Here is a 13,207-nt window from a genome sequence, read left to right as displayed (position 1 = left end):
TCAATTCCTAAAAGCTAAATATAGGAATTTCAAAAAGTTAAACCGTTGGAAAGGTGTAAAAAGAGGGTGCAAACTGCAAGCAACTTTAAAGCAAAACGCTCAACCAACAAAGGTTTTATTTATGCCAAGTCAACTACGTACAAAACCACTTTCCATTGCTGCGGTAGGCATGACAGTTGATGGTCGTGAAATCACAGAGCAAGACGTAGCCGACATTGTCGAAACCTACAACCCGCGCAAATATGGCGCGCGTATCAACCTTGATCATGAGTTCAATTGGTCGGGCTGGGCAGCTAAAAACCTACACAACGTTGATATAGCAGGCATGTTGGGCGATGTGTTGAGCGTTGAAGCATACGAAAACGAAGAAGGTGTGGTGTGCTTATACGCTGTGCTTGCACCAAATCAAAGTTTTGTTGAGCTAAACAAAGCCGATCAAGCGGTGTACTTCAGCATTGAAATAAAACGTGACTTTATGGGCTCGGGCAAAACCTACCTAACAGGTCTTGCTGTCACCGATTACCCAGCGAGTTGCTACACAGACCGTATTAACTTTAGCAGTAAGAGTGAGCCAGACGACAAGGACGTCGCCTTATTAAAAGTCGAATTAGGGGCATGCGATCCCGTCGATGATGAACCCACTAAAAAACCCTTTTTTAAACGACTATTTTCATTCAATCAGGAAGAACCCGATATGAAACCAGAAGACTTAGCCACCGCATTAAAAGATGCACTGGGCACACCGCTTGCCGAATTCAGCCAAAAGCTAGACGGCTTTTCAACAAAGCTTGATTCATTCTCAGCCACTAAAGTGGAAGACGAAGAAACACCGCCTGAAGATGATGAAAGCACTGAAGTAGCTGATCTAAAAGAAGAGCTATCCTCAACGAAAAAACTGCTTACAGAACTGACAGACAAGTTTGAAAAAGCAGTAAACGCACCTGCGGGTAATACCACCGACGCCGACGATGAACCCGAAGGCGACGAGGGTAAATACAGCCAGTTGCTGTAACCACACGGATTGAACGTAACCAAGTTAAACGCAGGAAAGAACATGAAGACAAGAACCAGAGAATTATTTGTTGCCATTATGGCAGGCATGGCCGTTAACTATGGCGTGGCATCAATGTCAGAGCAATTTAACGTTGAGCCGACTGTAGAGCAACGCCTATACGACGCGGTGTATGAATCGTCTGAATTCTTACAGATGATTAATACCGCACCGGTTGATGATCTAGTCGGTCAATCGGTGATCATGAGTGTTGACGGTGGTGTGACGGGTCGTGCCGGTGTTGAAACCGACGACACCAAAGAGCGTAAAACCCGCGATGTATCGAAGCTCGATAAACGCGAATACCGCTGTTACCCAACTGAATGTGACATTCATATCACATGGGTGAAAATGGATCAGTGGTCGAAGTTCCCTGATTTCCATGAACGCTACCGTAACCACGTTCGCCAGGCGATTGCACTGGATATCATCAAAATCGGTTGGAATGGTACGCATGCCGCTGATACCACGGATATTGTGGCATACCCAATGATGAATGACGTCAACATTGGTTGGTTGCAATTACTTCGCCGTGATGCACCAGAGCGTGTTGTGACTGAAGGTGTCACAGTGAATGAAATCCGTATTGGTGCAGGCGGCGACTATGAAAACCTCGATCAAGCAGTGCATGACGCATTGCAAGGTATTCCAGAGCATAAACGTGCCAACATGGTGGCGATTATCGGTGATGAACTACTCGCACACGATAAAAATAAGCTGTACGCCAAGCAAGCACATACACCAAGCGAAAAGACCAAGATTGAGCTTCAACAGGTCATTGAAACCTATGGAGGCTTGGCGAGTTACAAAATTCCTTTTTTCCCTGCTCGCGGCATCTTAGTCACCAGCTTTGACAACCTAAGTCACTACGTGCAAACAGGTTCAACCCGTACGAGCGTTGAAAATAACGCGAAGAAAAAACGTGTTGAAGACTACCTGTCACGTAACGATTGCTACTACGTCGAAGACCTAGAAAAAGCGATTTACTTTGAATCAGCCAATGTGAAGTTACCAAATCAAGCAGGTGACGGCTGGGTTTAGTTTACTAACAGCAGCAATTGCCGCCCTTTTTTCCTAGTTTCAGGGCGGCTCTTTTTAACCAACTAGTAGAGTGTTTTTAAATGAGCTTAGTTAAAAAATCATTAGCCAAAACAGCAAGCAGCGTACCAAATAGCACTGACACAAAGGCGCCAACAGCAGCGGTTGAAGCCGTTCAAGCTAATACGCCAGTAACCGACAATGAGCAAAAAGAGTACCCGTTTTTTGTAGCGGCCATCGAGTCTGACTTAGCTCAACTAAAAACATTTAGCGATATTGCTGATAAAGCCAGTTACAAGTCTGAAGCCCTAAAGCGTAATGACTACCTAGGTTATATCAACCGCTATCGTTTAAGCGGCCAAAACCACCCCAACACCGTGCTGGCATGGGTATTTATTTGGCTAGTTGATTTAAAACGCTGGGATGCAGTGTTAGAGCTATTGCCATTGATGATTGAACAAAAGCAGCCATTACCCACTGTGTTTAATACCAAGCATTGGCCTGCGTTCGTTATCGATCAGTTGTACGACGATGCCAACTTTTACTTATCAGAATCAAAACATGATGGGCTATTTGAAATCAGTTTTGTACTGCATCGCTTAATCAATATCGTGAAAAGCCAAAACTGGACAGGCTTAGAGGTAGTGGGCGGCAAGCTCTACGCCATCACGGCTAAGGTCGATGCGTCATTACACAATTACGGCTTTGCTGCGATTTTCGCTGAGCAAGCTCAAGCCATTAACGATAAAGCAGGGGTTAAAACCTTATTAAAAGACCTGCAAAAGTTACTAAAACAAAGCGAGCCAGAAAAAGCGGCTGACGCTGACTAGCTCCATCGCCGGTGGGCAACTTAGCACAGCGTTCGCATTGCTTGCTTAACGTATGTGACTAAGTGGCGCCCACACCCAATTTAATTGTCATGTGAATGGTTTAGTGAAAGGTGTGTGATGAATTTAAGCGGTATGCCACAAGCAGATTTACAAAGCGTCAATGTTGAAGTGCCAGGCAATGGCTATTACCCAGCACTCGGCACGGCTCACTTTATTGAGCATTACGCGGTTGCCAGCGAATACGCGAATAAATCGGATCTGCTCGTTGAAAAACTCACCCGTGCTCAAGCAGAAATAAACCAAGAGCTAGACGGTGTTCAACTGACCAATGGCGAGCCGCTTAACGCGCAACAAGTGATTTTTTACTGTGATGCTGTGTACAGCAAAGCCAAAGCAAATTTGCTGGTATCAAAGCTTGGCAGTACACATCGTGATAACGCGACAGCACAGAGCCAATCAGCTGTAGATAATCATGAGCATTGGCAACGCGAGAGTATTAACGCTTTGCGTTTATTGCAGTCGCTCAGCGTTAACTTATCGGTTGAATTGCTATGAGCCAAAGCAAAATAGCAATGCTTAAACAGCATTTAGTTAGCGTTGTGTATCAGGGGCACAAATTAGCCCTTGATACTCAGTTTGACAGTTGGATTGAAGGCGGACGCATTGAGCCCTGTAGCAAAACCATAAATGGAAACGGGTTATTAGCAGCACGTTTTTATTACTCAGGGGTGATCAGTATAAACCCGTGCTCAGCGCCAGCAGCATTGATTTGCGCCTTTGCCTCGTTTTGGCTGCAAAACAATGGCGGTAAATACGACAGCCACGACATTGAATTCAGTGCTGATGTGAATGATGACAACAGCAATGAAGTTGAATTGATGATTGAACAGCTATGTGAAGAGATTGAGCTTGTTCAAACAGACAACGGCCCGTTTGAATTAGACGGCATACGTTATGACTTTGGTGAACAAAGCGTGTGGATTGCTGAAGAGTTTACATTGCTAGGGCAAATAAGCCGTGCTTAACGTCAAATTTGACGAGGGGCAAAGTAAAGAGCAGCTCGCGTTTTTACGTCTTAACCCGAACAAGCGCCGCAATTTAATACGCGGTGCAATTAGGGCGGCAAACCGAAGCAGTAAAACGCGGATCACTGAACAACAAGACTTGATGGGGAAGCGCTGGCAAGGCAGGGCAAACGGCAGAAAAAAGAAAATGCTCACCAAGCTTAAGCGTCGCATGAAAGTGCGGTACGGACCTGATAGCGGCCGTGTGTACTTTAATCACACACGCACTGCAAAGATCGCCCGCGCCCATCAAGAAGGGGTCAGCCTTGATGTAGAAAAACAATCAAGTGCTGGCAATCAAACTAAAGATGGGCCAGCAACAAAAAACCTCGCCCGTGCATTAATTGCGGCGGGTTACACAATCCCGCGGGGGAAAGGTAAAGGCACGAAACGGCCTACGATAATCTGGATAACCGAGCATTTAAGTAAAAACCAAGCAGGGTTTTTACTGCGCGAACTAAAGGGCAGCTCAAGTAAGAGCAGTTGGCAGATTGATTTGCCTGCCCGCTCATTTTTAGGGCAGACCGCCTCTGAACAAAAAGAGCAACAGAGTTTTATTTTAAACAAAGCTATGCAAGTGGCGTAGCGCAGCAAATAAGGAACGACCATGGCACAAGGTAAAGTATCCGTTGCAGCCATACAAACAGGCAGTGGCGCTACGAAAGAAGTGGAGCGCAGCGTGTTATTCATTGGCGAAGGGCCAGAGAGTAACGGCAAAATTCTACCTATTAATGCACAAAGTGATTTTGACAGTGAATTTGGTGAAGCTGATTCGCCATTAAAAACACAAGTAAAAGCATGGCAGCGTAACGGTGATGATTTGGTCAGTGGTTATGCCATTCCTCATGCTGTTGGTGCGGACATTATGGCGCTCATTGATAAAGCGATGGATCAAGATGTCAGTCCTGAAATCATCGTGATTTGTACGCCTGTTACAGGCAAAGCCGACATTGAAAGTTACCAAGCTAAAGCCCTCGAAATCTTATCAAGTCTTGCAAGACGGGTTCATATTCTTGTTGCTGCGCCAGGTCTTGCCGCAGAGCAAACGTGGTCTGACTTAGTAACCGCGCTTCAACCGTTGACAGATGGCGTGGTTGCCCCCCGTGTAGCGGTGGTGCCATTGCTATTTGGTGATGAACTCGGCGCGGTAACAGGGCGCTTGTGTAAACGCTCAGTCACGATTGCAGATAGCCCAATGCGTGTACTGACGGGTGCCATGTCTTTAATGCCACTACCAGAAGATGCCGAAGGCAAACCACTCACCAATACAACCACGGCAGCACTGGATGCACAGCGCTTTAGTTGCACACAGTTTTATGCTGATTTTGATGGTGTGTACTTTGGTGATGTGAACACCCTTGATGCAGAAGGCGGCGATTTTCAACAAATTGAAAATGGTCGCATTGTTGATAAGGCCGCGCGGGCTGTTCGCATCATTGCGATTCAAAACATTAAGAACCGCCGCTTAAACAACAGCCCCAGTGGCACTGAATTTGGCAAGCGCGTGATGAGTAAACCATTACGCGAAATGAGTAAGTCAGTGAACATTGGTGCAGATAAGTTCCCAGGTCTCATTGAACCGCCGAAAGAAGACAGCATTAGCATTACATGGCTGAGCGCTAAGCAAATCCAAGTAATGATGAAAATCACGCCGTATGATTCACCAAGTGAAATCCTCGTCGGCATCATGTTAGACCGCCAAGATCAGGAGTAAGGCACATGCAAAAAGTATTAGGTGGTAAAGATTTTGATGTGTTCATTGGTTCGTCAATGGTGCACGTAATTGAAGCACAGGTAAAAATCACCGATGGCCGAAAACCTAAAACCGTGCGTGGTGTGCCTAAAGGCTACATTGATGGCCCTGTGTCAGCGGAAGTAACCTTAAAGCTTGATCATGAGAACTGGCTAATTGTGCAATCACAAGCAGAAAAAGCGGGAAGCTGGAAGGGGATTGAGCCGTTTGATGTGGCATTCAATGCTGAGGTATCAGCAGGGAAAAAGAACATTGAGGCATTTGGTTGTTTACCGCAGCTAGAAGACTTGCTTGATCTGAAAGCGGAAGGAGGGGATGAAGACGTTACCTCGATTAAGTGCCCTGTGACGAGCCCTGATTTTATCAAAATCAATGGTGTGCCGTATTTAACCGCTGATGAAGTGAGAGATCTGTAATGACTAAAGCCATTCGCAATCTATCTGTTACAGCGTTACTTCATACATTACAAGCATGTGGCTACCGTGTGTTTGAAGGTGAATTAAACCTAAACATTATTGGTATTCGCCATGCAAATACCCGTGCCAATACGTTTAATGATGCGATTTGTGTGCTGTATCAACAAGGTGGTGAGTGGCAATTAAACCAGTTTAAGGCCACCACAGACGCAGGCCTTTACTGGCGTAAACACCCAATGAACGTAGACGGTACCGCCGTGCTAATTGCAGGGCAGCATAAAAGCTTATGGACGTTGGGTTATCACCAAGGGAAATACCGCGCCCTTGTGCAACATAAACCCGTTGTTGTCTTGCGTGACAACAACAAAGACACCGAGTTAGACACGGACGTCACACCAGAGGCGCAACTACAACAAGGTTACTTTGGCATTAACTGCCACCGCGCAAACAGTAAAACCACATCAATCCAAGTTGATAAGTGGTCTGCCGGTTGCCAGGTGTTTGCAAATCCAAATGACTTTGACGAGTTCATTGCCTTGTGTGAGCAATCCGCTGCCAAGTATGGCCCTTATTTTACCTACACGCTGCTAGACCAAGCAGATATTAAAGAGAGTATTGATCATGGCGTTTGAAAAGAAAATTACCGTTGAGACTTCGAAAGGTGAAATCACCTTTAGCATTAACGCTAACGACTACAACAAGTATTTAAATGCAACGCAGCCTAATAACAAAGTGCAACCGGCAACCAACTTTTTGTTAGACACCGTCATTGAAAGTCATGAAGCGAAGCTAAAAGAGTTAGTGCAAGAGCCTGGTGCACCATTGTTCTTAGTGGGTGCTGTGGTTGAAGTGTATCAACCAGAGTTTAATTTCAAAGTAAAAAAATCGAAAGCCGAGCCAAGCAAATAGGCAAAAACAAACTTGATCAGTTGTTGGCGTATCACGCTAAATACTTTGGCGTGATCCCACCAACGGATGAAAGCTTGGCACAGGCTCTTTACTTATACACCAGTGAACAAGAGAACTTAGCAATAGCCGTAAACAACGGTATTTGTGAAGCAATAGGCGGCGATTAATGGCAACCCTCAGCAAGTTAGATAAGCTCACTTATTCAATCGGCATCATTGATAAAGTCACTGGGCCGGTTAATAAAGTCATGGCTAAAATTAATCAGCTGAGCAGCCAAGCACGAACAGCGCAAGACCAAATGATGCGCGGTGCAACAACGGCTGTCGCAGGCGGTTTTGCGCTGGCTCGTTCTTTAAATCCCGCCATTGATCATGTGGCCGCATTGGGTGAAGTGCAATCATTGGGTGTTGCCGATGATGCGTTACAAAAACTGACTAAAACCTCGTATGAGTTTGGCTTTCAATTTGGCGGTGACTCCGCTGAGTTTGTGCGAAGCGCTTATGATATTCAGTCTGCGATTGCGGGCTTAAATGGTGATGAATTATCAGAGTTTACGAAAACATCAAACATGCTCGCTGTGGCGACCAAAGCGGACGCGTCAACAATCACCAGCTACATGGGCACCATGTACGGTATTTTTGAGCAAACCGCCAATAAAATGGGGAAGGCCAATTGGGTAAATCAAATTGCAGGCCAAACAGCGACAGCGGTACAACTATACAAAACCACCGGTGCTGAAATGCAAGCCGCATTTGCCAACCTTGGGGCAACGGCAACCAATATTGGCTTAAGCTCAGCGCAGCAATTTGCCTTAGTAGGTGAATTACAGCTGGTTGCTAAATCAGGCTCAGTGGCAGGCACGCAAGCGGCTTCGTTATTACAGGGCATTGGTAAAGCACAAGACGCACTGGGTATTAAACTGACCGCCGATAATGGTGATATGTTGGCGATTGATGTGGTGTTAGGGCGTATCAATGAACGCTTATCCTCATTGGGTTCTGTACAACGCGGTGATGTGCTGACACAAATCTTTGGTAAGCAGGGCGCGAAAGCAATCGACGTACTGAGCACCAAAGTTGATAAGCTCAAAGCAGGCATTAACACCTTTGAAAATGTACAAGACGCATCAAAAGCCGCGGAAATGGCAAACATTATTGCCAGCCCGTGGGATCGTTTAGTCGGTTCGTTTAATGCCGCAGCCACCGCGGTAGGAAATCGTTTACTACCTGTGGTTGAACCGTTTATTGAACAACTCGCCGCTGGCTTTGCGTATATCGTTTCTCTGACTGAGCGCTTTCCTGTTTTATCCAGTGTGATAGCAACGGCTGTGGTGGGCATTATTGCGCTGATCACCGTGTATGGGTTGGTTATTTTCACAATGGGCCTTTATCGTATGGCGCTCGTATCAACCGCTGCACTCACCAGTGGTTTAACTTTACTGACTAAGCTTTGGCAAGGGGCGTTGATTGCTTTACGTGTACTGGGATTCTTATCACTTATTGCGACAGTCGCCGCTGCATCGATTGCGTTTGGTGCGTTTAAAACCGTGATGTTGGCAGGTAAAGCCGCCACATGGTTATTTAATGCTGCACTGTGGGCAAACCCTGTTACATGGGTTGTTGCGGGTATTATCGCATTGGTTGCCGCTGTGGCTGCGCTGATTTATTACTGGGATGATCTTGTTGCCGCATTCCAAAACACGGCATGGGGTCAAGCACTCATGCAAGCATTTGCGAATGTGAAAGCATCGTTTGATTACGTGATTGACAGTGTTAAGTGGTTACTTGAAAAGCTTGGTCTTATTGACGATACCGAAGCAAAAATAAGAACAGAAGCGGTATCAGCCTATGAAAACATTGACCGCAGCCAACCAAAAAACTTAGTTATGCAGCATGCGGATCAGGCCTATAGCCGCGACTATGGCAAACGCATTCTTGATAATGCTACTGCTTTACCTAGTCGTACTGTTACGAATAACTATGCTTCAGCTAACCATTTTACTAACGCTGCTAATTCGCCTGTTTTTAATGCAAAACAAGCCGAATTATCTGGCCTGAACAGTCATATTAGCCAAACAGTAGCAAAAACAGATCAGGCAGTTACTAACGCAGTACACACCAATGCTAACAGCGTTGAGCAACTGAGTACCCAACAACACAGTAAAAGCTATAAGCCAAGTGTGAAAAAGTCAGCATATTTGCAAAGCCTAGCAACAAGTAACAACACAGACAATTCGCGTCAAACGGATAACAGTAAACGTGTCTACATCGATAATTTAACGGTTAAGTCTGAAGACCCATTAAACAGTATTGAAACAATGATGGAGCTTACAGGCTAATGACAACTATCAATATTGATTTAAATATTGTTGATCAGGACTTGGCCCTTGATAGCTTTGCCGTGCCTAGCCAGCTAACGAATAGCGATGTGATTGCACAGGATATTAAGCACCGCATTATTGAAAGCGGCAAACTGGTTGAGCTCATTGGCCTTCGTAATAACAACATCGTTGCCAAAATTTTAACGGAGATAGAGTTGATAGTGGAGCAAGATCAGCGTTTGAAGCCTGGCACCATCAAAGTGATAAAGCAGCTGACAGGTGAAATTAGTGTCACCGCTCACACGATTGAGGGGGCCATTTAATGGACTACATCACGTTATTTAAGCAAGAGCTTCAAGCCGCGGGCATTCCTGTCACGGATGAAGAACTGCATGCACTGTGGCAAAAGCATGTTGAGCAAGGTGAGTTTTCGGTTAACAACACAAGCACGTTTAGCCCGTTCTTTCGTTTGCAAAAATCCATCATGGTCGAGCCTGCACGACAGCTTATCGATAGCTTGATCACAAAGGTAATGCCTAATTCCTTTGTTATGCTTGCCAGTGATGAATGGTTAGAACAACATGGCGAATCGCGCAAAACCTTTAAGTTGCCTGCAGTAAAAGCAAAAGGACTGATTGAATTTACACGCACAGATATCGACACTGAATTAGTGATCCCCCGAGGCACGGTAATAGAAAGCTTACCGATCAACGGGCACGTATATCGTGTCGTGACATTATTTGACCAAATCTTTGCTGTGGGAGAGGCAACACACACTGTGTCAGTCGAGGCTGAGCAGACAGGGCAAAGCTACAACTTAGCCGCGGGTTACTATGTACGTGTTATCTCAGATATTGAAAACCTCACAGCTACGAATAAGGCTGATTGGCTAACCAGAGCAGGGCAAGACGTTGAAACAGATGATAACTATCGATTGCGTATACGTGATGCGTTTTCGTCTTTAGGCAGTTATCACGTTGATGCGGTGTATCGCTCTATTATTTCAACCTTTACGGGTATTTCAGTTGATAACATCGTATTTGAAAAGAACGCACCACGGGGACCAGGTAGTGCAAATACCTATGTGTATTTAGATGTAGGTGCAATCAGCACGGCTTTATTGAACCAAATTAACAATCACATTGCTGAAGGTAATCACGGCAGTGGCGATGATTTGCAGGTTTATGCAATTAACTATCAGCCCTTTGATATTGTCGCGAACTATCAACAACACCCTAATACCGCTGATCGTCGTGCCGACATTGAGCAGTTTATTCGTGCAGCATTCAGACAAAACGCGGCTTACAAGCATGTCACTCGATGTCGGCCCAACACATTATTTAGTTTTAGCCAGCTCGCCAGCGAATTACACGCAGAGTTTCGAGAGCTTAAGACAATCCGTTTCGACAATGCAGATATTAACTGCGAATTATGGTTGCCGGCAATCAACAGTATGGTGCTAACGAATGCGTGATGAATTAGTACCGCAATTACCTAGTTGGTTGAGCGGCAAAGATGCAGAAGCACTGGCAAAGGTTGCGCAAAGTTACTGGCAGGAAGTGGAGAGCTATCTACTTTGGTGGCTTGAGCAGCAACACAGCGAAACAGCACAAACCGCTATTTTAGACTTGCTTGCATGGGAGCGCTCTATTAATCGCTTACCAGGTGAATCAGCCGCACTTTATGGCTTGCGTGTAAAACATGCGTTTGCCAATGCCACTGATGCTGGCTCAAATGTTGGCATGGAGCGGATCTTTAAGCGTCTTGGTTTTGGTTATATCCAAGTGAATGAGCGCGTACCAGGCTTTGATTGGGATATGGTGGAAATTGCCATGTTAGAAGATGAGTTTAGCGGCAAAGAGCAACTTGTTAATGAAGTCATCGAGCAGTATGGCAGAACATGCCGCCGCTACTTTTTAAGCGCGATGGCAACGGTCAATACAACCGATGCCATTGGCCTTGTGGAATATGATCAAGAGGTAACAGGGTGAGTCAATTACAAATAACCAATGCGGGCTTAGATTATCGCAACGCCGTATTCGCCGGTGATGAAGTACAAAACATTACGCATTTTGTGTTTGCGAATATTGACGGCCAAGACGAAACCGCGCCAATAGACCCAAACACGGTGATCCCAGCAAACATTGTGCACAGTGAACCTGTTAAAGCGGTATCGCGCATCGATGGTAATGCCGTGGTGATCAGTGCCGTGATGGGCTACGACGTCGGCGACTTTGACTATAACTGGTATGGCGCCGTTGCGACCAAGGCGAATAATGAGCAAATCCTTATCGCGGTGGTCATGACTGCACGACAAAGTAAAACAAAAACGAGTGCTGAGGTTTATGGAAACTACAGCGCGAAAAGCATTGTATGGCGAAGCCAAAACATTGCCGACGACTTGAATATCACGTTAAACGCGTTGCCATGGCAAGTGCAAACAGGGGAATTTGTTAGTAAGTCTGAATTTGATGTCCACACACATGCGCAATACCTAGAAAAAACAGACTACATCACTAATTTACCGTTTAAACCAGAGGGGCCAATCACTGTTTTTAATCGTTATTCGTTAAAAGCCGCAGAGTTCGCGGCGCCAATTACTCGTAAAGACGAAACCCAATTACAAGATGGGGATTGGTTTTCAGTAAGGGCTAGCAGCGGTGTACCAATACTAAAAATTGCTGAGACTGAAGCAATAAAGTTTAAGCGTCTAGAAGATGGTGCGGTCGATGTGCAAGTGAACATCGTGGCTGATGATAAAAACGAGCGGGTGTTTGTTTATAACGCCGCAGATGATGTATGGGAGTTTTAAATGGATAGCATTGTTAAGCAGCGCAACGATGGGTTTAAAGCTGGGGAGTTCTTACATAGAACCACGCAGTTATTGCCATGGCCTGAAAATGAGCGTTTAGCATACATTTATGATGCAACAACAGCAGCGAGTTATACATTTGGCTCAGTTGCATCACGAACTTATCCAAACGTTTATGATGCGCTAGGTGGTTATATCGATATACATGCGACAGGGCTTCGGTATTACAACAAAGATGGCTCTATTCGATGGGTATTATTGAGAAACGACTTACCGCGAAATAATGTTTCATTTAAAGGAAGCGTTTCAATCATACATTTGATTGATGGTGTACCGCACTTTATTGGCCTTGTTGATGAAAATACCTCTAGTTATCACAGAATTGTAAAAGTTAACTTGATTGATATGACGGCAGTAGTGAGCCCTACTGCATACGAAAATACAGAGTTGATATCGAGTTTCGGTATACTTGAAGATGGCACTTTATACTGTACTCACTTGTATTCGAATAATACGCGAAGCGCATCAAAGCTGGTTGACTTAAATACCCTCACAAAAACGGATGACATACCAGAGGTCGGCATAGTGAGGCAGTTAAGAAGTAATCCAACTTCTACATCGACCGACAAAGATTTTTCAGGCATTGCGTTATTCAATGGTTCGTTATCGCTAATCGGTTCATCAATCGGTTCGTCAAGCAGTGGCGGGTACACATATGATATTTGCAGCATTTTATTTGGCATTAACCCTGACTTAGATATGACAACAGCAAAAGCAGGAAAGACGCCATTGCGTACCAGCCACTCCTTTGCAGTGAATATGTTTTCAGGAGGGCTTACGCAAGTATCAAAAGATCTATTTATGTCGGATATGCAAGAGCAACATGGTTACTTCGCTATGACTAACATCTCGAATAAATATTTCACTCGACAAGCATTAGAAGAGTGGGCGTCGAATTGTCTTTATGAAACAACAGGTTTTCGTATTCCGCTAAGTGCAAGCGAAGGAACATGA

General features: G+C 45.1%; 17 protein-coding genes. All 17 read left to right on the top strand.

The window, feature by feature from the left end; genetic code table 11:
- Nucleotides 1-121: 121 nt before the first annotated feature.
- Nucleotides 122-1,012 carry a GPO family capsid scaffolding protein gene (locus LY624_RS14995; protein ID WP_341803347.1) on the top strand — a complete coding sequence of 297 codons (891 nt, stop codon included), beginning with the start codon at nucleotides 122-124 and terminating at the stop codon, nucleotides 1,010-1,012.
- A gap of 42 nt (nucleotides 1,013-1,054) precedes the next feature.
- On the top strand, nucleotides 1,055-2,092 hold the full coding sequence (locus LY624_RS14990; RefSeq protein ID WP_341803346.1) for a phage major capsid protein, P2 family: 1,038 nt from the start codon (nucleotides 1,055-1,057) through the stop codon (nucleotides 2,090-2,092).
- An 80-nt stretch (nucleotides 2,093-2,172) separates the two neighbouring features.
- Entirely contained in the window at nucleotides 2,173-2,919 is a 747-nt protein-coding gene (gene gpM / locus LY624_RS14985; protein ID WP_341803345.1) for a phage terminase small subunit, read from the top strand.
- Nucleotides 2,920-3,036: 117 nt separating this feature from the next.
- Nucleotides 3,037-3,474, top strand: a complete 438-nt coding sequence (locus LY624_RS14980) for a phage head protein (protein ID WP_341803344.1) — start codon at nucleotides 3,037-3,039, stop codon at nucleotides 3,472-3,474.
- Nucleotides 3,471-3,944: a phage tail protein gene (locus LY624_RS14975; protein ID WP_341803343.1), complete on the top strand. Its 474-nt coding sequence runs from the start codon at nucleotides 3,471-3,473 to the stop codon at nucleotides 3,942-3,944. Before LY624_RS14980 ends, LY624_RS14975 begins: the two co-directional genes overlap by 4 nt.
- On the top strand, nucleotides 3,937-4,569 hold the full coding sequence (locus tag LY624_RS14970; protein ID WP_341803342.1) for a phage virion morphogenesis protein: 633 nt from the start codon (nucleotides 3,937-3,939) through the stop codon (nucleotides 4,567-4,569). The genes LY624_RS14975 and LY624_RS14970 overlap by 8 nt, the downstream gene beginning before the upstream one ends.
- A gap of 21 nt (nucleotides 4,570-4,590) precedes the next feature.
- The gene (locus LY624_RS14965; protein ID WP_341803341.1) at nucleotides 4,591-5,697 is read left to right on the top strand and encodes a DUF2586 domain-containing protein; all 1,107 of its coding nucleotides are present in this window, start codon (nucleotides 4,591-4,593) and stop codon (nucleotides 5,695-5,697) included.
- A gap of 5 nt (nucleotides 5,698-5,702) precedes the next feature.
- A complete protein-coding gene (locus LY624_RS14960) occupies nucleotides 5,703-6,152 on the top strand; it encodes a phage protein (protein ID WP_341803340.1) in 450 nt (149 codons plus the stop codon).
- Nucleotides 6,152-6,784: a hypothetical protein gene (locus LY624_RS14955; protein WP_341803339.1), complete on the top strand. Its 633-nt coding sequence runs from the start codon at nucleotides 6,152-6,154 to the stop codon at nucleotides 6,782-6,784. The genes LY624_RS14960 and LY624_RS14955 overlap by 1 nt, the downstream gene beginning before the upstream one ends.
- Complete coding sequence (locus LY624_RS14950; protein WP_341803338.1) at nucleotides 6,774-7,061, top strand: putative phage tail assembly chaperone; 288 nt, start codon at nucleotides 6,774-6,776, stop codon at nucleotides 7,059-7,061. Before LY624_RS14955 ends, LY624_RS14950 begins: the two co-directional genes overlap by 11 nt.
- Nucleotides 7,062-7,111: 50 nt before the next feature.
- Nucleotides 7,112-7,228, top strand: coding sequence for a DUF6890 family protein (locus tag LY624_RS21355; RefSeq protein WP_445936714.1), 117 nt, complete (start codon nucleotides 7,112-7,114; stop codon nucleotides 7,226-7,228).
- On the top strand, nucleotides 7,228-9,399 hold the full coding sequence (locus tag LY624_RS14945; RefSeq protein ID WP_341803337.1) for a phage tail tape measure protein: 2,172 nt from the start codon (nucleotides 7,228-7,230) through the stop codon (nucleotides 9,397-9,399). Before LY624_RS21355 ends, LY624_RS14945 begins: the two co-directional genes overlap by 1 nt.
- Nucleotides 9,399-9,704, top strand: coding sequence for a DUF2590 family protein (locus LY624_RS14940; RefSeq protein ID WP_341803336.1), 306 nt, complete (start codon nucleotides 9,399-9,401; stop codon nucleotides 9,702-9,704). Before LY624_RS14945 ends, LY624_RS14940 begins: the two co-directional genes overlap by 1 nt.
- On the top strand, nucleotides 9,704-10,855 hold the full coding sequence (locus tag LY624_RS14935; protein ID WP_341803335.1) for a baseplate J/gp47 family protein: 1,152 nt from the start codon (nucleotides 9,704-9,706) through the stop codon (nucleotides 10,853-10,855). Before LY624_RS14940 ends, LY624_RS14935 begins: the two co-directional genes overlap by 1 nt.
- The gene (locus tag LY624_RS14930) at nucleotides 10,848-11,372 is read left to right on the top strand and encodes a hypothetical protein (RefSeq protein WP_341803334.1); all 525 of its coding nucleotides are present in this window, start codon (nucleotides 10,848-10,850) and stop codon (nucleotides 11,370-11,372) included. The genes LY624_RS14935 and LY624_RS14930 overlap by 8 nt, the downstream gene beginning before the upstream one ends.
- Nucleotides 11,369-12,193, top strand: coding sequence for a phage tail-collar fiber domain-containing protein (locus LY624_RS14925; RefSeq protein ID WP_341803333.1), 825 nt, complete (start codon nucleotides 11,369-11,371; stop codon nucleotides 12,191-12,193). Before LY624_RS14930 ends, LY624_RS14925 begins: the two co-directional genes overlap by 4 nt.
- Nucleotides 12,194-13,207 (top strand): hypothetical protein, encoded by a 1,014-nt coding sequence (locus tag LY624_RS14920; RefSeq protein WP_341803332.1) that lies wholly within the window; start codon nucleotides 12,194-12,196, stop codon nucleotides 13,205-13,207.

Origin of the sequence: Pseudoalteromonas sp. N1230-9, assembly GCF_032716425.1 — a bacterium.
Lineage (GTDB): Bacteria > Pseudomonadota > Gammaproteobacteria > Enterobacterales > Alteromonadaceae > Pseudoalteromonas.
The sequence above is the reverse complement of the archived record's forward strand: the minus strand, read 5'-3'. Positions and strand labels throughout refer to the sequence as shown.